The organism is Chryseobacterium sp. GW821-FHT04C04 (assembly GCF_059420365.1).
The window spans coordinates 1,152,778-1,175,973 of record NZ_JBWKTO010000001.1; the positions used below are offsets into that span (position 1 = coordinate 1,152,778).

Annotated in this window: 18 protein-coding genes; 3 read left to right on the forward strand and 15 right to left on the reverse strand. The window is 37.3% G+C overall.

The window, feature by feature from the left end; all coding sequences use genetic code 11:
* Window positions 1-139 precede the first annotated feature (139 nt).
* From AC07UM_RS05185 to AC07UM_RS05240, 12 genes are all read right to left on the reverse strand, one after another.
* Window positions 140-1,084 (reverse strand): hypothetical protein, encoded by a 945-nt coding sequence (locus AC07UM_RS05185; RefSeq protein ID WP_494684714.1) that lies wholly within the window; start codon window positions 1,082-1,084, stop codon window positions 140-142.
* Window positions 1,085-1,087: 3 nt separating this feature from the next.
* Window positions 1,088-2,458 (reverse strand): DUF4280 domain-containing protein, encoded by a 1,371-nt coding sequence (locus AC07UM_RS05190; RefSeq protein ID WP_494684715.1) that lies wholly within the window; start codon window positions 2,456-2,458, stop codon window positions 1,088-1,090.
* Complete coding sequence (locus AC07UM_RS05195) at window positions 2,446-3,147, reverse strand: hypothetical protein (protein WP_494684716.1); 702 nt, start codon at window positions 3,145-3,147, stop codon at window positions 2,446-2,448. The genes AC07UM_RS05190 and AC07UM_RS05195 overlap by 13 nt, the downstream gene beginning before the upstream one ends.
* Window positions 3,147-4,979 (reverse strand): phospholipase effector Tle1 domain-containing protein, encoded by a 1,833-nt coding sequence (locus tag AC07UM_RS05200; RefSeq protein ID WP_494684717.1) that lies wholly within the window; start codon window positions 4,977-4,979, stop codon window positions 3,147-3,149. Before AC07UM_RS05200 ends, AC07UM_RS05195 begins: the two co-directional genes overlap by 1 nt.
* A gap of 22 nt (window positions 4,980-5,001) precedes the next feature.
* Entirely contained in the window at window positions 5,002-6,096 is a 1,095-nt protein-coding gene (locus AC07UM_RS05205) for a DUF2931 family protein (RefSeq protein WP_494684718.1), read from the reverse strand.
* 96 nt (window positions 6,097-6,192) lie between these two features.
* On the reverse strand, window positions 6,193-8,052 hold the full coding sequence (locus tag AC07UM_RS05210) for a type VI secretion system Vgr family protein (RefSeq protein WP_494684719.1): 1,860 nt from the start codon (window positions 8,050-8,052) through the stop codon (window positions 6,193-6,195).
* Between the two features lie 234 nt (window positions 8,053-8,286).
* Window positions 8,287-8,700, reverse strand: a complete 414-nt coding sequence (gene tssD, locus AC07UM_RS05215) for a type VI secretion system tube protein TssD (protein WP_105702924.1) — start codon at window positions 8,698-8,700, stop codon at window positions 8,287-8,289.
* 268 nt (window positions 8,701-8,968) lie between these two features.
* A complete protein-coding gene (locus AC07UM_RS05220; protein ID WP_494684720.1) occupies window positions 8,969-9,664 on the reverse strand; it encodes a VIT1/CCC1 transporter family protein in 696 nt (231 codons plus the stop codon).
* 79 nt (window positions 9,665-9,743) lie between these two features.
* On the reverse strand, window positions 9,744-10,664 hold the full coding sequence (locus tag AC07UM_RS05225; protein ID WP_494684721.1) for a carbohydrate kinase family protein: 921 nt from the start codon (window positions 10,662-10,664) through the stop codon (window positions 9,744-9,746).
* A gap of 62 nt (window positions 10,665-10,726) precedes the next feature.
* Window positions 10,727-11,452, reverse strand: coding sequence for a hypothetical protein (locus AC07UM_RS05230; protein WP_494684722.1), 726 nt, complete (start codon window positions 11,450-11,452; stop codon window positions 10,727-10,729).
* Between the two features lie 86 nt (window positions 11,453-11,538).
* A complete protein-coding gene (locus tag AC07UM_RS05235; RefSeq protein ID WP_494684723.1) occupies window positions 11,539-12,885 on the reverse strand; it encodes an MFS transporter in 1,347 nt (448 codons plus the stop codon).
* Window positions 12,886-12,892: 7 nt separating this feature from the next.
* The gene (locus AC07UM_RS05240) at window positions 12,893-14,329 is read right to left on the reverse strand and encodes a mannitol dehydrogenase family protein (protein ID WP_494684724.1); all 1,437 of its coding nucleotides are present in this window, start codon (window positions 14,327-14,329) and stop codon (window positions 12,893-12,895) included.
* A 163-nt stretch (window positions 14,330-14,492) separates the two neighbouring features.
* Here AC07UM_RS05240 and AC07UM_RS05245 point away from each other — a divergent pair, with 163 nt between their 5' ends.
* Together AC07UM_RS05245 and lgt are read left to right on the forward strand one after the other, a co-directional pair.
* Window positions 14,493-15,497, forward strand: a complete 1,005-nt coding sequence (locus tag AC07UM_RS05245; RefSeq protein ID WP_494684725.1) for a LacI family DNA-binding transcriptional regulator — start codon at window positions 14,493-14,495, stop codon at window positions 15,495-15,497.
* A gap of 119 nt (window positions 15,498-15,616) precedes the next feature.
* A complete protein-coding gene (lgt, locus tag AC07UM_RS05250) occupies window positions 15,617-16,453 on the forward strand; it encodes a prolipoprotein diacylglyceryl transferase (RefSeq protein WP_494684726.1) in 837 nt (278 codons plus the stop codon).
* Window positions 16,454-16,531: 78 nt separating this feature from the next.
* Here the strand turns inward: lgt and AC07UM_RS05255 are convergent, their stop codons facing one another.
* Window positions 16,532-17,287 carry an SDR family oxidoreductase gene (locus AC07UM_RS05255; protein ID WP_494684727.1) on the reverse strand — a complete coding sequence of 252 codons (756 nt, stop codon included), beginning with the start codon at window positions 17,285-17,287 and terminating at the stop codon, window positions 16,532-16,534.
* A 723-nt stretch (window positions 17,288-18,010) separates the two neighbouring features.
* Here AC07UM_RS05255 and AC07UM_RS05260 point away from each other — a divergent pair.
* Entirely contained in the window at window positions 18,011-18,433 is a 423-nt protein-coding gene (locus tag AC07UM_RS05260) for a cold shock domain-containing protein (RefSeq protein ID WP_109738810.1), read from the forward strand.
* A gap of 200 nt (window positions 18,434-18,633) precedes the next feature.
* Here the strand turns inward: AC07UM_RS05260 and AC07UM_RS05265 are convergent, their stop codons facing one another.
* On the reverse strand, window positions 18,634-20,085 hold the full coding sequence (locus AC07UM_RS05265; RefSeq protein ID WP_494684728.1) for a TolC family protein: 1,452 nt from the start codon (window positions 20,083-20,085) through the stop codon (window positions 18,634-18,636).
* A complete protein-coding gene (locus AC07UM_RS05270; RefSeq protein ID WP_494684729.1) occupies window positions 20,066-23,188 on the reverse strand; it encodes an efflux RND transporter permease subunit in 3,123 nt (1,040 codons plus the stop codon). The genes AC07UM_RS05265 and AC07UM_RS05270 overlap by 20 nt, the downstream gene beginning before the upstream one ends.
* Window positions 23,189-23,196: the final 8 nt, after the last annotated feature.

Consider the following 23,196-nt stretch of genomic DNA (forward strand, 5'->3'; position numbering starts at 1 on the left):
TTTTACATTTAGAACTCACAGAAAAATAATTCCCGGAAATACTTTGAGAATATAAAAAGTATGGAAGCAATAAGGATAATAAGAAGATCGATTTTATCATTTTCTTTTACTCTTTTTTATAACTAAACAAAGAAATTTCTTACTTTGATGAAATGACTTTGGAAACATTCTTAGAAGTTAGCTTAAACACGTTAGTAGGAATTTTTTTATAAGAAATATGTTTAATTTCATATCGGGTTTCTTTTCCTAATCCTACCTGAACTGAAGTCACTTTTTCATCATATACATTTTTGTTTGGATCTATAAAAATTTCACTGTCGGTGATAAGCCTGCTTTCAATATTGGTATGTTGAGTATATTTCAAAAATCCTTTATCGGATGGTATCATTTTTTTCTCCAGTTCCTGATCTCCTTCCATAGATTCTTTTACAACATATTTTGGCATTCCTTTATCATCATATAAAAATTTCAGATTCCATTTGTCCAGATAATCACTTGCCTGGGTTCTATAGGACTCCATATAGCCTTCTAATATTTTAAAGTCTTTATGTTTATACTTTTCATATGAAGAGATATATTTTAAATCACCAAGATTATATCCCGGCAAGAAGTCTTCCAAAAAATCAATAAGATCTGGAATGTTTAAATACTCTTTAACGTTTTTCTGCAAATAGCTAAAATAAGGACCATTTAAATAAAATACATCTTTGTCTCCCACTAAAATTGTTTTATCTTTTTCATTAAAAGCAATTTTAAGTTTATTTGTATAACTCTCGCTTTTAAAGGTTAACAAAAGAGTATTTTCGTTTTTCTTTAAAGTATATACATCCGGAACTTTCTTTTCTGATACCTGCGAGTCGGTAAATCTGTAAAAAGCAATACTGTCTTTTTTTGGACTGAATATATAAATAAGGTTATTTGTACTTATCTTATCTTTTTTATCAATTCTTTTATCATCGACATATTCTCCCTTATCAATCGTTTTATTAACAATATGAGTGATAATATATGATTTAGGCGCTTGTGCACAGGCATTTGTATGAAACACTGCCAAAATGAATAATATATATGCTAATTTTCTCATTAATTAAACTTTTACTTTTTTCCAAAATATAGTATATCCGGCAACTCGGGTTGCTTCCAGACCAAAGGATCTCTTTGTTCCATTTTTATAATAAAAATCACCTGTTGTCCAATAGTCTTTTTTTGCAAAATCATCATTTGGGAGAGAATAAATTGCTTTATTTTTCCCTTTTACCGTTTTGTGTGTATGTGTCCCTTTATCACAACCTTCTTCATGAACTGAGTTATAAGCTAAAGTTGATCCTCTTCTTCCAGTTATTTTACTTTCAAACGAATCATACAGGCTTTTACTTATTTTTATATAATCATACTCATCAAACTTATTATGACCGTATTTTGTGGTACTGTCAGGTTTTAAGTCAGTATCAATACCCCAAGCAAGAAAATCTTCGCCATCCCATTGTGTTGCATTATCGGTAGGATCATTTTTAACCTCATCCACGTCTCTTAAGAGAGCATCAATTGCCCCCGCTCTGGAATATAAAGAAATGGTATCTTTTTCTGAAGTTTTCATCTCAACCTTATCCTTAGCATCCACACTGGAATAACTGGAGTTTAATAACTGGAACATTGTTTTTCCAACTCTCTTTGCTTCATTATAATTTGTATGTGCTATATATAAATATTCTTCTTTTTCTGATGAAAGACCTTCATGTTTAATAATATTACACACTTTCTGAAAATCACTATGTACAATATTTAGCTTTTTAGGACTTTTGTAAATATCTTCTTCCGCCCCTTTTCCTTCGCAGGCATATACATCATTTTCATTTCCTTTTTTCTGCCCTTTTACATTTCCTTCAAAACTTCCATTATAATTATAAAAATAGCCATTTATCTTTTCTTTTGATTCAGGGATGGGAGCTCCGGCGGCATCAACGGTTTCCGGCTGATGAATTTGTCCGCTATCGATAATTTTAATATCTACACCTCCATAAGTACATGGAATGGTACTTTTCTGTAACAATATAAATTGTTCCTGAGAAAGATAGGTACCTACATCCTGCCAGTCTCTTACATTCATAACAGAAGCACATGGTGCTGCCATTTGTGGACTCTTTTTACAGTTTCCTGTGAAAATTAAACTTTTCGGTCCCCTTTCTTTTACTGTTGCGGTTTTCTTTTCCTGTATCGTTGGAGTATCATAATTCACTTTCATAATTCCCTGGGGAACAGTACATAATGTACATTCCAGAGTTGCAGTATCTATGACAACTTTTAACCCATCTTCTGCTTTATCTTTCTCCTCATTTTCAGCACGCTTCTCCTCCATCTTCTGCTTATTATCAGCTTTCATTTTATCAGTATCCTGTGCCGTATTTTGAGTTTGAGTTTCCGGAGCATTTCCTTCTCCTTCGTTATTTAACCTATCCATAATAATGAATGTTTTAAATGAAAATTCTGTTTCTTTATTTCTATAAAACCTTCTTCATATTGGTTTCCTTTGCAGATAAATATTCCTTTGAAATCATCGATTTCTGTCTGTTCCAGGTTTTGCGCAGAAACTTTTAAAATCATTTTCTCTCCATCCTTTTCAGGAGTCATGATCTCTGTAAATCCGTCCGGAGATATTCTTTTTCTTTTGGTATCGAATGACTCCAGCAAACCGTTGAAGAGCAAACCGAACATATTATACCCTGTCAGAAAATCAATCAGTTTTGCTTCATTTTCTAATAGGCTGCTAATCTGATTGAAATAATTATCTATAGCTTCCCCTTTATGCGTTTTTGATAATTCAGACTGAATGTTGCCCCATCTTAACCGTAAGAAAAGCAGATTATCTACTGCGGTAATATTCCCTTCGTTATCAACCCAGCATTCCAGTTCATCAAACAGGTAACTGATTTTTTTTATAAATTTCCCCATGGCAGTATCCTGATCCGAAAAATCGAACTCAACCACCAGAATCTGAAATTGATGATCTTCTTTAGTTTTTCCAAGATAATACACTTCAATCTGCCGGGCATAGCTTTTTGTAATAGCATAAACCGGGTTTCTTTGCTCCTTTACAATGGTTTCAAGCCTATATATTTTCTGATGAAGATTTTCAAGCAGCGTAAACATTATTTCAGGGGATATACTATTCTTTCATAATTACTATTGGGATCCATTCCCATCCAGTCTCTGTTTGCCGACCAATGAAGATATTTGTTACGCATAATTCTCAATAAGGTCTGAGGATGATAGGCAGTAACCACAACCTCCTGCAGTGTTTTTGTTTTAATTTTATTACCATCTTTATCAATCACTTCATCAGGTATGGGCGCTTGTACAGGTTCTGGATTTTCTAATCTTTCTCTTGCTCTTTCCTGTTTTTCTTTTTCAACGACCTCATCTGTTTTAAAATTCCATTTTTTGCCATCTTCAAAGACATAATGATGCAAAAGATCTTTTGCTGAAGGCAGATATGGGTCGTGCTCTATAGAATAGCTTATTTCTGTTTTTGCAATCATCTGATGGTCATACTGGTCTTTACCTTGTTCTTCCATGAAATGGAGCGGAATATAACTGTATTCTTTTCTCAGGAAACGGATTCCTGTGATTTTACGGTATACACTTCCCATCGTAATAACATTGAGGAAACTATTGTTAATTTCAATTTGGTCCTCATTATACCAATGTTCATCAATCAATTGCTGTCTGCGCTTGTTTAAGAACCACACGGGTTTATGATTAGACGTTTCTATTTCATCTACTGTTTCTTTTCCGTTTTCATAAGCTCCGCCAATATCACAATGTACTCCCGGAAATTCTTTTTCAATACTGCCCGGAAAACTGGTTAATGAGAAATTTTCCCGATGTTCATTGCCTGCTGTAAAATGAACTGCTCTGGAATAAGGTCCAGGATTCAGCAACTGTAACTGTTCGACATCATCTCCAAAATTGTAACTAGATCCTAACGTAGAATGCTTCATTCCTTCCCATCCCACACGTCTCAATCCTCCCATATCACCATATTCTTCATAAGAAGATACGGTATCATACGCCCCAATAAAACGGACATACAATTCTAGCTCTTCCAATTCTTCTTGGGTCACTACATCTTTACTTAAAAGATAATATCCCAGAAAACCAAATTTAGGAAGCTTTCCATCCACAAGATAATTAGGATCTACCTCTATTTTATCCTTATCTATCCACATATCTCCATATTCTGGAATCGTAATGGGTCCTTCGGGAGAATCCATCTGAGTATATCCTACTATCTTTCGCGATTTTTTTATCTCAACATCTACTGTTCTTTTTTTACCATTGATTTCGTAAGCAAAATTCCTTGCGGCGGCTGCTCCACGACTGAATCCGAAAGTATCTATATATATTTTTGTAAATTGTTTATCCGCATTTAAACTATCTCTGATGATCACTTTAATTCTATCCGCCAGTTTTTCACATCCTTTTCTTACTTTTCCTCTTACCCCTGTTATACCCGATCCATATTGGAAGCCGTCATCAACATCTCTGCGGTTATCCAGCGTCCCAATACCTTCTATATAAATAGCATAATTAGTTTGTTCACAACACTTATACAATCTGGCAACATTGGTAAAATCGTTGCTAAAACTATTATCAACCCCCATTTTATCTAAACGGCTCCTATGAATCCCTTTAAGATACTGCTCATATTCGGACCCGGCATCTGGTTTTTTTTTATCATCTAAATCATCATACTCATCTTCCTGTTTTTCAGTCGTATCTTCTATCGCTTTTTCTTTTCGTAAAATTTCCTCTTCAGAATCCGTGCTTTCAATTTTGTTTTTGCCATCCTTATATTTTTGACGGAGCTCAGTATTTTTAAGATTATTCAAAGTTCCGTCAAAGAAAACACCTACCTCCAAATGCAGTTCATCAATAGGAGGTGCATAATTTCCAGTATTGTACACAAATGTTTTTCCCATAATCCTAAATTTGAGACTTCTCTTAATTTTTCTTTTTCGACTTAAATATTTCTAATGTATCTGTCTTAATAAAAGCTTCTTTCCCATTTTCCCCTTTTAGCTTTACCGTAAAAAAGCTAAACGCCTCATTCACTTTTATGACTAATTCTGCTTTGGTACTTTTGGGATTATCTCCAAAAACACTGTTAAAAGCGTCAAAGCTGGATTTTTCATCCAAGTTACATGCTGCTCCGTATCTATTATTATCTTTATCTAATACTGACATTGAGATTGAACCAGGAATTGCTCTAACATCATAGTCTGATAAAGGATTTTTTGCCGCATCAAATTGTTCTTTTTCACCATTTATCATAGTAATCCCAACATCTCTTAGCGGGTTTAATTTTGCATTTTCCGGGAGTTCAAAAACGGCTTTCCAACTAAACCTTGTTCTATAAACATCCCATAAACCCAATGGTATAGGCTTTCCTTTGTTTTCTTCCTGTATTTTTTTTGGAATAATCTGTTCTCGTGTATGTACCATTTCCAAATAATCTTTGCGCCAAAATCGGTTTTCATGGCTGTCGAGCTTAGCAATTTCTGATTCCGGAATGGTTACTTTTTTACCCTGATACCTCCCTATTTCTTTTTGCCACCCAATTCCAGCCACCCAAACAACGACCACTCCTCCGGGTGCCATCCCTACAGCAATAACATCGTAGTTTAAATGTTGTCCTTTTCCGCTTGCTCCTTTTACTTCAAACCCTTTGCTAAAATATTTTCTTACCATCTCGGTATCGATATCGGTATCTATCTGGTAAAACTGATTTTCCATATAAGACATCCAGATAAAATCTAACCGCTTTGGCAGGCTTTTGAAACCATTGCTCATACCATTATTAATGGATCCCCAGCCATGATTTCCAGATACTATCCCAAAACTTAATCCTACCCATTCTCCACCTTCACACTCTATTCCTCCTTTGTATACTTCCATAGGATATCCTAAGGGGGCAGAAGTTCCTTCAGTCCATTCGTATTTTGTCATAGTTTTAGTTTTTTGATGTTCTTTCTTTTCCTGACACGAGATCTGGGTGAAAAATAAAAAGCTTAACAGGTATTTTATTATTTTATTCATTATTAATATCTTACAACCTTAAAAAAATTACGGGTCATTACTCCTACACCCCTAATAAAGGTGAAAAAAGGGGAATCAGCGATTTTTTCAGCATCTTTATCCTTTGTTCACTTTAGCATCTATTTTACCCAGCATTTTGGCGACCCCTGAACTCTGCAGTAAAATATCTCCGTTTTTCGCTTTATGAGTTGTTGTTGAAGTGGTTTCTTTAAGATCACCTGTCACATTGATCGTTTTATTTTCATTGACCGTCTGCTTATAGTTTTTTGAGGAAAACTTATGATCATTGATAATATTAATGGCATTATCGTTTCCTACGCTTGTTTTCATATCCTTTCCTACATTGATCGCCAGGTCTTCTCCTACATTAAAAGTCATATTCTTAGGAGCAGTAACGGTAATATTTCCTTTTCCATCCATAAAATAATTGTTCCCGCTTGGATCTATAATGTTTACACTTCCTTCGGTATCATTCATTAAAATTCGAATTCCGCTTCTGGTTTGTATTGATTTCAAATGGTTATCTACCCCGCCTCCTAAAGCAGTCCCACCATGAAACATTCCTCCCATTACGAAAGGGCGGTCCGGATGGTGGTGGACAAAACCTACCATCACCTGATCTCCCACCTCTGGTATTGCTACATATCCTCTGTTCTGAGTAATTTGATCTGTACCTCCCGCATCAGGGGACATCATTCTGATAAAATTGGTTGTATCATGCAGCTGCCAGTCGAATCTTACAGTAACCCTGCCTTGTCCCAGCGGATCTGTATTAGATATTACTGTGGCGACCTGCGGTTGTGCAATGGGCATGGTAAAATCGGGGGTTGGAATATATCCCGTGTCTGAAGCAATAGCCTCAAATCTTCCTGTGTAACGTCCCAGCGTATCCACTTCATGGATTACTTCCGTCATCATCAGCTTGGTGAAGTAAGCGGTTTTATTGGTATCGGTTCTCCGCATATTGATATCAGCGACACATCCTGGATATAAAAACGGAATAGTAGTTCCTCCGGAAACCGTAAAAACCTCTACAGCCTTGCTGCCGGCAGTACTTGTTTGGGAAATGACTACATCCATATCGGTTGCTGCTTTCATAGGAGCTACCTGTAATGAAGGTGTTTTGAATATTCCTTCATTATTTTTATAAGCAGTTTGGGCAAGATTGCCAACATGTTTTATAGGGGTTTCTCCGGAAATCAGTTTCGTATTGGAGCTGCTGTTATATCCATAAAAATGGGGCTTGATGTGTACTGCTTTCAGTTCTACGCTCACATCAGAAACATTGCTTCCGTATATTAATTCAAGGGATTTGTTCTGAGGGGGCATATTCCCGAAGTGCAGTATTTCACCGTCATAGTAAAACTGCTCGCCATAGGCTTCTGCCATTCTGCAGAGATAATTGTAGTGGGTCTCATTATACTGGGCGCTGTAGAGAATCTGGGAAGATGCTTTTGCATTCACCTTTACATCAAACTTACTGCTTTCTATTCCCTGCTTGATAACTTCCTCAGCAATGATCCCCATATTCACAGGCTTATCACCCCCAAAACTTTGAGTATGCAGTGCGGCATCCAATAAAATAGTAGGACTGTACCCTTTCAGTACGATATTACCAAGATGATGATTTTCCTGGCTGAATCCTACTTTTGTAATGACTCCTACAAAGGTTCTTTCCGGACTTCCTTCTACGTTTTTATATTTAAAAACAACAGTTAATCGCTTTCCTAAAAACTGCTGAGCCTCTTCCAGGTCATGATTTTGTACGCCGTCCAGAGTATCATGGGCTAATGTAAGTTCAAAATTATGGTGTTTTTTTACGCTTTGCTGTAAACGGAAATGCTTGAAGTGCTTTATCATCTTGCCTTCAATCACAATATCCAGTTTCACCACACGGTTGATTCCAGGAATATGATTCTCCGAAATCTTCTCGGAATTCGAAATGTTTTTATTCATATTATGAGAGTGTTTGGTGATCGTTTTATTTTGAAAAAAATCTAAAAATAAATGGCTTTCCTATAAAGTTATCAATTTTTCACAATATAAAATTCACATGATCAGCTTTATTTTTTAATCTTAGTGTAATCATCATTCCTTATTATAGGAAACAATCACTGACGAAAAAACAGAATAGCGATCCTTATAAGGGATGTACCATTCTGCTTTTATAGGGGTGAATGTTAAAAGATTTTATCCCTGAGATCCAGGCCAAGCTCCGTCATAAGATGAATTTCCAAGCTCGATCTGTTCTGCACTTATCACAAAACTGATGTACATACTGTTTTCATCTACAGCATCGAAATCTACTTCATGCTGAATTACATACCCGTTTGTCCATTTCAATGTCGTTAAAGTACCTTCTTCGTGAGATTTATTGAAAGTTACCTCTCCTACTGTAGGTTTGTATTTTCCGTTCAATAAACTTTCAAGGATGTCAGATTTTTCAGTAGCTTCTACTGTAATCTTGATAAGAGCATTGGAAGGATCTGATGCTACACGTCCTGATACGTCTGTAGCTCTCGATACGCTGTAGTTCAATTTTAACAGCTTTTGTCCTTCGCCGTTGTTGAATTTTAAGATTCCTCTTGAATTTCTTTCTGCCATGATGGTAAATTTTAATCGTTAAATATTTATAATTTGATGTTTGTTATATCACCAAATTTAGAAGTATTGATCATAACAAAATAAAATTTCAGCATAAATCTGAAAAAGTGTAGTACTTTTACGACTAACACTCGTTAGGTAAAATACAGACTGTAAATCAAACCATTACCATTAACAAAGCAAAAAAACAAACTATTAAAATAGAGAGAAAACCACCTGTTTTTCAAACAATGGGATGTTTTTATTCAGAAGAATACTGTTGTAATTTTCAGGCTAAATTCACTCCAAAAACACGTCCAACAAGAGCTGTTATTCCCATGGCAACGGTTCCCCAGAAACAAATTCTTAACACCGCTATTTTAATACCGGAACCTCCTGCTTTGGCAGAAACAGCTCCTAAAAGCATTAAAAATATGATCGAAAATCCATATTGAAAGTATACCATCTGTTTTATAGGAGCTAAAAGAGAAACAGTAAACGGCAATAATGCTCCCACTGCAAATGAACCGAACGAAGCCATTGCTGCCTGTAAAGGTTTTGCCTGTGTGATTTCATTAATTCCTAATTCATCGCGGGCATGTGCTCCCAATGCATCATGTTCTGTAAGTTCAATGGCCACCTGCATAGCAGTTTCTTTGGTACAACCACGATTCTCATACACCTTGGCAAGCTCCTTAAGCTCTATTTCCGGCATTTGTTCAAGCTCATATTTTTCACGAAGCAGATCTGCCTTCTCTGTGTCTTCCTGTGAGCTTACAGAAACATATTCACCCGCTGCCATAGACATCGCTCCGGCAATCATCCCTGCCAGTGCGGCAAGAATAATGATGTGACGTTCCGAAGCTGCGGCAGCAACCCCGATAACAATACTTGTGGTAGACAATAGCCCGTCATTGGCACCCAGTACAGCCGCCCGAAGCCAGCCTATCCTGTTGACATAATGTTTCTCCACCTGATGATGCATAACTTTTGTTTTGGTAATAGGTTAAAGTTACCAAATGTTTCATCAAGAATCATTTTAAATTAATGGTGTTTTTACCGCTTTAGCGTATAGCCGATACTGGATATTCGTTTTTGAATCTGATAAAATCTTCTAATGAATATTCAGGGCATGCTCCTTCCTGTGAGGTAATAAATGCTCCGAGAGAAACTGCCTGAGTCATCATATCATGAACCGTACTTCCTTTTTCTAATTTTTTGGAAAGAAATCCTGCTAAGAATGAATCTCCGCTCCCCACCGTATCTTTTACTGTAACTGGTATGGTGGGATACAGATAAAAATCATCGCCCTGAGCGTATAAGGCACCTTTACTTCCTTTTGAGACCATAATTTCCTTAAGATCAAACTTATCCTGCAGATATTTTATGCTGTCTTCTTCGGTGGTATAATCTTTTCCTAAAAAATCCAGCATCATACGCATTTCTGCTTTGTTGAATTTGGCAAGATGTGTTTTGTGGAGTAAATCTTTTATCATTCCGACCTCATAATAAGGTTCTCTGAGGTTGATATCAAAAACATTATAATCGCTGATTTCAAGCAATTGAAATAATGTGTTTCTGGATTTTTCGTTTCGGGCTGCCAATGTTCCGAATACGAAAGCATCTGTTATTTTGAGGATCTCCTGGTTTTTCACGGTTGTTTCAATAAAATCCCATGCTACCCCCTCCACAATATCATAGTGAGCATCGTTATTTTCATCTACTGTTGCAATTACCGTACTGGTTGGATACTTCGTATTGACCTGAACATAATCTGCAGGAATATTCCAGTTTTTCATTTTATCCAAAAGGTCATTCCCGATCTGATCATCACCAACACTGCTTATCATATTGACCTCTACCCCCATTTTGGAAAGGTGATAAGCCACATTAAAAGGGGCACCTCCCATTCTTCGCTGCTCTCCCGGAAAAATATCCCAGAGCACTTCACCGAAACAGACTGCTTTATTTTTTTTATGTTCCATTATATAAAAGTAATTAAATGTATTGAGTTTTTTAAAGGTTTAGTATTTTGAATTTCCTTGCTTCAGAATGAATAAGCCTGCACAGAGAACTGAAGAAATGCATTATTATTGACTGGATTCCACATTCCCCAAATCCCGATGGGAATTTTATAGCCTTCAATGGTAAAGCTTTTTGAAATGATAAGGCTTATTTCATTGAATCCTGATTCTTTAGCAAAGAAATTATTCTTTTCACCATGGCTGTCTAAAGTAAAAGCATAACCTATTCTTCCTCTTACTTCAAGATCATTCTTTGTGTACACTGGATATTCTCCCGAAACAAATGACGAATATTTATTACCTGTGTTTTCGCTGTTTCTGTCTCTTCCGAAAACAACCGTATTCCAGCTGAGTACCAGAGGAAATGTATCGCTTATGGTATAATAAGATCTTAGATCCCAAAAACGCCCGGTTTCTTTCGCTGAATAGTTAAAAAATTCCTTATTGTTATAAGCCGCACCGGGTGAAAAGTTATAAATATCCCATAATTCCAGTGTAAGATGCTTGTTTTTGTATCCTATATAGTTATTGAATTCTTTATAGGAGCCATCAAAATTGCCACCTGCCCAGAATCCGGCATAAAAATTCTTATAATCAAGATGTATGTCTCCGGTATAAATAAATCCTGCAGAGACTTCAATTCCACGCCACAAATGGCTGTTTCGAAGCTGTAATGCAGAATGCAGTTCCTGCGCCCCTAAACAACTTCCTATAACGGAAGAAAAAAGCAATAAGTAGTTTTTTAGCATGATTCAAGTGTTTTTTAAGGCAGTAAGTATCCTGTATCCGGCAATAGTCTACAGGATAGTTACATTGATTAAAAGAAAATATATGATTAGTAAATAAGGTCTTTTTCTCTTATACGTGATCCAAACAGGGCGTAAGTAAGCATGAGCAGTTCACAAATCACCGTAAGCCACCACGTCCATCTCCAAGAGCCTAAAATATCAGCCAAACCTCCCTGAATAAGGGTAAATACCGCTCCACCAAATACGGCAGAAATAAAAATACCGGATGCTTTTGAAGTATACTTGTTCAATCCTTTGATGGAAAGCGTGTAAATACAGCTCCACATGGATGAATGCAGGAGACCGATGGCGACAAGAAACCATAGATTTTGAGTAACCATAGACGTTATAGCAAGCACTGCGGCCAATATTGTTGTAGTTACCAATTGATTTCTTGCAGAAATATTACTGAAGAAACTGGATACTGCTCTTCCTACAAGAAAACCTCCCCAATACAGGGTCGATAATAAGGCATGAATTCCCAGATCCATTCCTCCGACAATGATATCTGTTTTTCCGAAAAATGTAATAGGATGACCGGAATCTACCAGTTCAAAAGCATACAGATTAATATTAGCGCCTATGGCAACTTCGGTTCCTACATAAAAAAAGATAGCCACCACTCCCAATACAAAATGCCTGAATGACCAGACACTTCTGTCGAGTTTTTCCTCTCCTACGACCCGTGTATGTACAAGATCAGGAAGGTTGAGCCTTTTAGTAATGATCATCACGGTAAGTATACAGATGATGAGTACAGAAAGCGGGAGCAGCAACTGTCTGATTTCTATGTTTTCAATGGAAATTCCGCTGAACATGACTACAGTAACAAAAAAGGGTGCTGAAGTGGTTCCGATAGAATTGATCGCTGTCAGAATATTCAGACGCTGTACCGGCTGTGTCCCTTTCAGTTCGTATGAAGCTGCATAAGGATTTACAACCACCTGAATGATGGCTGCTGAGGTCCCCATTAAATAAGAACCAATAACAAAAACGATAAATCCAAAAGGAATAACGGCATCTTTTATACTGAATTTCAGATCGGGATAATGATCCCCAACCCATGATGAGCACAGATACATGAAAAGGCCTGAAATCATAAAGAAAAGCCCGCGCAAAATTGTATTCTTATATCCAAAAGCATTTACCCATCTGCTTCCCAGTGTCCCATTCAGAAGATATCCTAAAAAGAAGAAAAAGGAAATCAAAGTAGTAAATGTGTTTTTAAGACTACCTGCATGGCTCAGAAAAGTAAATTTCAGAGGTGCCTGCAGCTGTTCATTCACTGTAGTCAGAAAACCTACAATAAAATAGATAAACGTAATGATTGCAAACGGCAGTATAGGATTGTTTGTCTTATTGTCTGAAGAGGTTATACCTGGATTGATCTGCATGACATAGTTATTTTATGATTGATTGTAAAACCGAGGCGGTTCCTGAGTTTTTTATGTCTTCTACAAAACTGTTGTATAATTTTATGAACTGCTCAGAGGTTTTTAACTGAGCTCCTTTAAAAGCTGACAATTCCAGGAAGTCCTGTGGATTTTCACTGGCAATAAGCTTCTTGTCAGTCTCCGTAATCCAGGGTTCTGCTATTTCAAAAGTATTTCCCTGATCATCTGTTTTATATTTAAGATAATGTCTGTAGAAAGCGATAAGAAACGCTGGTCTGGTAAGGTCTTTCGCTCCTTTTATCATTTTATCAAGATTAGGAATAATATATACCGGGAATTTTGAAATTCCATCAAAACATAAACGGCTTACCTGATCACTTACACTGTGATTGGCAAATCTTTCGATCAATGTTCGTTTATATTTTTCCAGATCTGTATTTTCTGGGGCAGGAACAAAAGGTGTAATGTCTGTATCCATAAAATCCCTGATGAACTTGACAAGATTTTTATCTTCCATCGCCTGATCTACTTTACGGTAGCCCATTAAGAATGCCGGATAAGATAACAGCGTATGGGAAGCATTCAGCAGGCTTAGTTTCATATTTTCAAATGCAGTTACATCATTCGTAAATTCTACGCCCACTCTTTCCCATGACGGCCGACCCGCGATAAAGTTATCTTCTATGACCCACTGTGTAAAGTCTTCACAATATACAGGAGAGCGGTCATCTGTACCATTCCGTTTATTTAATCTTTCAATATCTTCAGAAGTTGTGGCCGGTGTAATACGATCTACCATACTATTCGGGAAGGTTACATTTTCCTTTACCCACGCTGCCAGTTCTGTATCCTGCGCTTCTATAAATGACATAAAAGCTCTTTTTGCTGTATTTCCGTTATGCTGAAGATTATCACATGAAAGTAGAGTCAATGCACCTCCACTTTGTGTTTTTCTTTTGCGCAATCCTTCTGCAACAAAACCAAAAACAGTTTCAGGGTGGAAAGGATTCTTCAGATCATGCTGGATTTTTTCATCATCCAATATAAATTCTCCGGTTTCTTTATCAAGATTATATCCTCCCTCTGTAATTGTCAATGTGATAATTTTAATAGAAGGATCTGCTATTTTTGCGATCACAGCCTCCGGGTCTTCTATTCCCCAGATCAGCTCCTTTAAAGAACCTATTTTATAAACCTCATCTTTTCCATTTCTTCCGCAAACAGTAAGAGAATACTGAAGATTCTGAGCTCTTAAATTCTTTACGATTTTTTCATCTGACGGCAGCAGACATACTCCACAAATCCCCCAATCTCCCTGACCTTCTTCATTGAGCAGCATATTGGTATAAAACTGCTGGTGAGCTCTGTGAAAGTTTCCTACGCCGATATGTAAAATTCCTGTGCGGATTTTTGATACATCATAATTGTAATAAATCATACTCATAAACATAAAATTGTTATCATATTAACTAATTCGTTAAAACTATATTAACAAATGATTAACAGGATACTTTTTTTACAAAATTCAAATTGGGAACGTTCCCAAAAATCAGGGAACGTTCCCAATTGTCTATTTTTTTATTATTTTTAGCCAAAAAACAAGGCTGATGAGACGTATTACGATTAAAGATCTGTCCAAATTTTTGTCATTATCCACCTCTACCATCTCCAGAGCGCTGCTTCATGATAAAAATGTGAATGAAGAAACAAGAAAAAGGGTGTTGGATGCAGCGGAAAAATTGGGCTATAAACCGAACCTTACAGCTTTGAATTTACAATCCGGGCAATCGCGGACAATAGGGTTTGTGGTACCGGAAATGATTACTCCTTTTTCCTCGAGTATTCTTAAAGGAATTCAGAATATTCTTTATCCGCTGGGATATCGTATTATTATCACCCAATCTGATGAAGATCCTCTTATAGAAAGGAAAAACCTTCAGCTTCTGGAGGAATTTAATGTGGATGCCATTATTATTAATCTCTGTCATGAAACCCACAATAATGATATCTATCAAAACATTATGGATCAGGGAACTCCTTTAATATTCTTTGACAGAATTCCTCACAAATCTCTGGATGTATCGAAGGTAATTATTGATGATTCTATTAAAGCTTCATTAATGGTGGAATACTTAATCAAGACAGGAAGAAAAAGAATTGTCCATATTATGGGACCTTCCACGATCCGAAATGCTGTAGAAAGAGTAAACGGTTATAAACGCATTCTCATGAAATACAATATTTTTGATGAAAACCTGATTATTCAGACGGATGGAATGACGTTCGAACATGGAAAAAAAGCAGTTAAGCAGCTATTAAATAAGAATATAGAGTTTGACAGTATTTTTGCTTTTAGTGATACCTTAGCCATGGGAGCAATGAATTTTCTTCTTGAACAAAAAGTAAGAATACCTGAGGAAGTAGCTATAGCAAGCTTTTCGGGCACGGAGTTATCATCTATGGTATATCCTCAGCTGACCAGCGTACAGCAGCCGTTGGAAAAAATGGGTGAAGAAGCTGCAAAACTGGCATTGGAAAAAATAAAAAACAGCATAGCCCCAAGCCAATCTATTCTGATGGATGCAGAATTGGTTTATAGGGCTTCTACTTAGAGGATTTTAAATTTTGGGTATCGTGAAAGAAATATTCATAACCTATTAAAATTCAATTAATAAATTCTCAAAACGGTACCATCCTGTTCAGAAAATCCTATTTTCTTATCTTTGCAGCAATGAATGTATTATATATCAACTGGGACGTTAATCCCGAAATCGTCAATATTTTAGGACTTCCTATAAAATATTACGGCTTGCTTTTCCTTGCCGGACTTGTTTTATCATTAAATATTTTAAAAAGAATTTATAAAAAAGAAGGGCTTAGTTCACAGGCGCACGAAGCTTTATTCTCCTATGCCCTTATAGGAATTCTGGTGGGAGCCAGATTGGGACATTGTCTTTTTTATGATTTTGATTATTACTCCCAGCATCCTATTGAGGTATTTTTGCCCATCCAGAAAGGAGCAGACGGAATCTATCATTTTACCGGGTTTGCAGGTCTTGCCAGCCACGGTGGTGGCATCGGATTGGTTATTATGCTTCTTTTGTATGCAAGAAAATTTTCTATCCCGTTCATGACGGTATTGGATGCGATAGCCATTGTACTTCCTTTGGCTGGTACTTTTATCAGGCTGGCGAACCTTATGAATTCTGAAATCATAGGAACTCCTACAGATGTTCCATGGGCGTTTGTATTTCGTCAGGTGGATGATCTGCCGAGACATCCTGCACAGCTCTATGAAGCCATTTCTTATGCTGTTATCTTCTTCATTATTTACTTTATTTATAAGAAAAATATTTTCAAAATCGGAAGAGGATTTTATTTCGGTATTAGTATTTTATTAATCTTCATCATGAGAATCCTGATTGAATTCATCAAAGTAGACCAGGTAGAATTCGAACACGGAATGAGCCTGAATATGGGACAGCTTCTCAGCATTCCATTTGTGCTTCTTGGATTATTCTTTATTATCAAAAGTATATTGGAAAAAGGAAAGGTTAAAACCACTTAATTTTCTTATCCCTTCAAAAATAAAAAACTCACTGAAAGCTATTTTCAGTGAGTTTTTTTTACTATATCTTTCAATATATTATCTGGTTGTATATCCTCCATTGGCAAAGATCGTCTGCCCTGTGATCCACCATCCGTCTGTTACCAGAAACTCTATGAGCGGAGCAATATCTTTGATATCTGTAAGCCCTCCTAATGCTGATGCTGATTTATGATAAGCCACGGCATCATCACTTTCCTGTCCGTAGAAGAAAGGGGTATCCATTGGACCCGGCGCTACTGCAGTCACAGAAATTCCTCTTGCTCCAAATTCTTTGGAAGCAGCTCTTGTAAAATGTTCTACCGGAGCTTTGGCTCCTGCATAGGTGGAATATAAGCCGGTATAAGCCGCCAGCAATGAAGTAACAATCGTACAGATTTTCCCTTGATCGTTCAGTTTTTTACCGGCTTCCTGCAAAAAGAAGTAGGCAGATTTTGAATTGACATTGAACATCGTGTCATATTCTTCTTCTGTGGTCTCTGCAAATGGCTTTTTCAGTACCATTCCTACTGTATTGATGGCAATATCCACGCCTCCAAAACGGGAAATTGTTTCATCAAAGAACTTAGTGATATGATCTACCTTGGTAAGGTCTCCCTGGAACAAAAATGCTTCTGCACCTAATGCCTGTACCTCAGCAAGTGTTTTTTCACTTTCTGCCTTAGAACTTTCACTGTTATAATGGATCACCAGTTTTGCTCCTTTTGCGGCAAAATCTCTGCTTAATAATCCTCCAAGGTTTTTACCTCCTCCGGCAATCAAAACTACTTTTCCTTTTACATTTTGTGTTGACATTCTTCTTATTTTTAAATGTTTATGAGACAAAGATGGATAATAAAAGTCATCTCAACATGGTGAAATTTTCGGAAATTCCATTACAATCAAAAATAAATAGGGTCATTATTTTTAATTCATATATATAAATTGAAACAAAAAACATTTATATTTTTAAGTAAACAGTATTTTTTTAATAGTGGGCTATTTACCAAACAGATACGGCTTGAAACATTCCTTTTTTATTAAACACAGGGATATAATTCCCAAACCCGCACCCATTTTAGGCATAACATTTGATGCGTACCCATCCGTATTATACACCACTTCATTTTTATAATATATTTTTTTTATAATCCTCAGCTTTCTGGGGATTTTTTTATAGACTGACTCAATTTTTTTTCAGGCTCTTAGGCTCAGAGCGTAAAACGTACTACAAAACCTTTTCTGATAATCAATCATTTAAAACCGGATTATTCATTTTATTGTTGTATATTTGTACATTATTAACTAAGTCATCACTTTGTTTTCTGTAACGACCTGAATATTTTTATTCAGTCTTTGCTTTCTGAGCAGTCATATTTTTAACTTTTATTTTTCTATTAAGAACAAATACTTGTCGGAATTGTAAGCTCTGTATGATTGGAAAACTCCAAAACAGGAAACATCGGCAGGCTTTATAAGGTCTACAACGGACCAGATTGAACCAATTAATTTATAGAAACTAAATACTAAAAATAATTTATGGCAGATTCTTTTTCTAAAAAGGAAAATTTCAAGAAAAAAATTCAAAAGCAAAAAGAAAAGGCGCTAAGACGCGAAGATCGTAAGACGAACAACAACAAAGGAGCAGAGGATGTCTTCATGTATGTAGATGAATTCGGAAGATTAACTTCTACTCCACCTGAACAAAGACAGGAAGTAAACCTTGATGATATTCAATTGGGAGCAGCTCCTATTATTGAGGAAGATCCAAGAAAAACTGGAATTGTTACTTTCCTTAGTGAAAAAGGGTATGGCTTCATCACTGAAGACAATAGCAAAGAAAATATCTTCTTCCACAACAACAACTGTGTGGAACCGGTAAAAAAAGGAAACAAAGTATCTTTCGAAAAAGAGAAGTCTCCTAAAGGATTTTCAGCTGTTGAAATCCAGATTGTTAAATAATATTTACATCTAAATGATTCTGCCTGTAAAGCAGATTTATTTTAAGAAACATAGAAAGAGATTGTCCTAAAGGCAGTCTCTTTTTTGTTGATATACATTAGCATTCCAAAAATATGCAGAACCTGATTACAATGTAAGAGGTAAAATAAAAGAAGCCATCTAAAAAGACAGCTTCTTTCATCGTAAAAAAAAGTAAAAAATTAATCCAGTTTCCCTCCCAGTGCTTTAAACAGCAGGACGTTATTTCTGGTATTCTGGTGCTGGAACTGTAATAGATCCAGTTCAGCAGTAAGTTTGCTCTTTTGAGAGTTGATCAGTTCAAAATAATTGGCATATCCCGTCAGATACAGATCATTGGAAACCTCTATCCCACGGTCAAGAAAACCTACTTCTTCTGATTTCAGTTTCAAAACACGTTCATAGATCTTCGTCTGCTTCAAAATAGACTGAAGTTCATTAAAAGCAGTTGTAATACTTTTCTGATAGTTTAAAAAAGCAATCTCCTGCTCCGTGCTTGCTACTTTAAATTCATATTTCAGCTGTCCTTTATTGAAAACAGGAACCATTAATCCTCCCAACAACTGCCCTGCCAGTGAACTTGGTTTAAAGAATGTTTCTATAGAAAAAGAATTCATTCCAAAGCCGGCACCAAGATCGATCTTGGGATAAAAAGCAGCTCTTGCAGCCTTTGCATCAGCCTGAGAAGCTTCCAACACATAATAATTTGCGGCTACATCCGGTCTGGAGTGTATCACATTTTCTACATTAATGGTTTTATTTAGAACTTCCATATTGGTAGGCATCAGTATTTTCCCACGTTTCACATCTCCGCCATAGCTTCCTGTGAGTGTAGTGATCGCCTGTTCTACCGTAACGATCTCCACTCTTATGTGCTCAATCTCTGCAAGCCAATTGTTGTTCTGAGCCTTGAACTGCTGTACCGCCAATTCCGTAGCTTTTCCAACTTCACGTTGTGCCAGAACGATCTCAAAAGCTCTTTGCTGAAGCTTATAATTCTTCTGATAAATAGCTAGACGATTATCTAAGGCTACCAACTGATAATATAGGTTTGCAATATCCGTGAAAAGCTCTACCTGCAATAGTCTCAATCCTTCCGTGGAAGCCAGATATTTCTTCTGGGCAGCAATCTTTTTATTTTTCAGTTTGCCCCAGGTGTCAATTTCCCAGCTGCTTCTTGCTCCCAGCCAGTAATTTGGGGTAAAATCTCTGTTGATTTTCTGGTTTTCTGTAATATTAGGTGAAAGATTGGTATCATAATTCCCAACACCTTCCATCGTATATTTTCCGTATCGGTTACCTGAAGCTTCTACTCCTACTTCAAGGGAAGGCAGCAGATCCATCTTTGATCTTTGAAGGAAACTGTTAGCAATCTCCACTCTCTGCTGGGCAATCTGGAAATCCGGATTAGCCTGAACCACTTTATCAAAAAGTTCAAGCAGGTGTGGATCTGTAAAATAGGCCTTCAGATTGATCTGCTGGAATTCATCCGGAGATTTATTTTTATCCGTTTTGATCATTTCATCAGGGAATTCCTGAGCTTTCTTCAATGCTGTTACTTGGGGAACAGCACATGAAACAAGGCTCAGCGACACAATCCCATACACTATATATCTATGATTTAATCTTTTCATTTTTCTTCTTATTTTCAAGTTTTGCAAAGAATATATACAGTCCCGGAATCACAACTAATCCGAAGATAGTCCCAATCAGCATTCCTCCTGCCGCCGCTGTACCAATAGAACGGTTACCAATTGCACCAGCTCCTGACGCGATACACAACGGGATAAGTCCTGCTACGAATGCGAAAGAGGTCATCAGAATTGGTCGAAGACGTTGTCTTGCTCCTTCAATAGCTGACGAAATGATATCAAATCCCTGTTTGTTTCTTGCCACCGCAAATTCTACGATCAGAATAGCATTTTTGGCGAGAAGACCAATCAACATGACCAGTGCCACCTGTGCATAAATATTATTATCCAACCCAGCGAGCACCAGTGCGATATAAGAACCGAAGATTCCCATCGGAAGGCTTAATAATACAGGCATCGGAAGGAGGAAACTCTCATATTGTGCTGCTAATAAAAGATATACGAATAGAAGACAGATCAGAAAGATATAAACAGTCTGGTTTCCTGATAAAATCTCTTCCCTGGTCATCCCCGACCATTCAATATCGAATCCTCTCGGAAGTGTCTCTTTGGCTATACGTTCTACAGCTGCAATAGCATCTCCGGAACTGTAACCGTCAGCAGGCTCTCCATTGATCATGGCAGACATATACATATTGTACCTCGTCAGTACTTCAGGTCCGTACACTTTTTCAATGGTGATGAATGTGGAAAACGGAACCATTTCCCCTTTGTCATTCTTTAAATATAAATTCAGAATACTTTCAGGGGTGTCTCTGTGCTCAGGGCTTGCCTGTACCATCACTTTATACATCTGACTGAAACGAATAAAATTGGTGGTGTAATACGATCCCAGCATGGTCTGTAATGTAGACATTGCATTGTCTACCGATACTCCTTTCTTCGCTGCCATATCGTAATCTAGATTGATCATATACTGCGGGAAAGTAGCATCAAAACTGGTAAAACTGTTCTGCAGTTCAGGAGCCTCATTCAGTTTTTTAACAAAATTCTTGGTAATTTTATCTGTATTCTCGATGGTTCCTCCGGTTCTGTCCAGCAAACGCAGTTCAAAACCACTGGTATTCCCAAATCCGGGAACCGTTGGTGGTGCAAAGATCTCAATCTGGGCATCTGCAATACTTTTTGTTTTTTCTGAAAGGTCTGCAATCAGATCGTTCACTGAAATATCTCTTTCTTTCCAGTCTTTAAGGTTGATCATTGCCATTCCATAAGATGAGCCTGCGATTTCCGTTACAATGCTGTAGCCGGCAAGAGTAGTCACGTTTTCTACTCCTTTCATTTTCTTCGCAATACCTGTGACTTCATCCAGTACTTTTTCTGTTCTTTCTACCGTTGCCCCCTGTGGAGTGGTTACACTTACATACACCATTCCCTGGTCTTCCATTGGAATAAACCCTGTTGGCAGGAATTTACTGGTCACAAAAGTTAGTCCGACAAATAAAAACAACAGCCCAAAAGTAACTGTAGTTCTTGTCGCAAATTTTGATAAAATGCCTACGTAACCATTAGTCAGTCTTTCAAATCCTGTATTGAAACTCTGGAAAGCCCTGTCGATGATTGTTTTCTTCTTCTGATGATTATGAGGTTTTAAAATAATTGCACAAAGCGCCGGAGTAAGCGTCAATGCATTCACCCCTGAAATCACTATACTGATGGCCAGCGTTAATGAAAACTGACGGTAGAATACTCCCACCGGACCATCAAGAAATGCTACAGGAATAAATACGGCAGACATTACGATGGTAATAGCCACTACCGCTCCTGCAATTTCTTTAGTGGCACTGATGGTCGCATCCATTGCATTCATACCTTCTTCCATTTTAACATGGACGGCTTCAACGACGACAATCGCATTATCGACTACAATTCCGATGGCGAGAACCAGGGCAAAAAGAGTCAGAAGGTTTACTGAGAAATCCAGCATATTCATAAAAGCAAAGGTTCCTACCAATGCTACCGGAACTGCCAGTACTGGAATCAATGTGGAACGCCAGTCCTGAAGGAAGATAAACACTACGATTCCTACCAGAATAAAGGCTTCAATAAGGGTCATGAGTACTGCACTGATGGAAGCATCCAGGAATCGGGAGACATCATACGCCATATTGTACTCCATTCCGGGAGGGAAGGAAGTGACTTTCAATTCATCCATTTTTGCTTTTACACTTTCAATTACTTCGGAAGCATTGGAACCCGGACGCTGTTTCATCATGATAGATGCAGAAGGTCTTCCGTCTGTTTTGGAAACCATTCCGTAGTTCATTGCTCCAAATTCTACTTTAGCAATATCCTTCAGTTTTAAGATCGTCCCGTCAACATCAGATCTGATGGGAATTTCCTCGTATTGCTTAGGCTCAAAAAACTTTCCTTTATATTTGATCACATATTGAAGCTGGCTGGATGTTTTTCCGGATGTTTCTCCTACTTTTCCGGGTGCTGCCGAAATATTCTGTTTTTGCAGCGAAGTAATCACTTCATCTGCCGAAATATTGTAAGCCGCCATTTTCTGCGGATCCAGCCATACTCTCATCGAGTACTCTTTCTGGCCCATGATCTCAGCACGTCCTACTCCATCAATACGTTTTAACTCCTGAAGAACATTAATATCTGTAAAGTTATAGATGAACTGTTCATCCTGGCTCGGATCTGTACTCGTGATGTTGAGGTACATCAGCATACTGTTTACCTCTTTTTCAGTGGTAACTCCGGCCCTGATTACCTCTTCGGGAAGCTCATCAAGGATTGTTGTCACTCTGTTCTGAACGTTTACCGCTGCTACATCAGGATCTACTCCTACTTCAAAGAAAACCTGAATAAGGGTAAGACCGTCATTCGATGTTACTGTAGACATATACGTCATCCCTGGTACCCCATTGATGGCACGTTCCAGAGGAAGGGCTACCGCATTGGCAGACACTTCAGCATTAGCACCGGTATATTTTGCCGTAACGGTTACTGACGGTGGTACGATATCGGGAAACTGGGTAATTGGCATCTTCAGCAGCGCCATAATTCCCAGCAGAACAAATAATATGGAAATAACCAACGAAAGAACCTTTCGTCTTATAAACATTTCTACCATAGTAAATT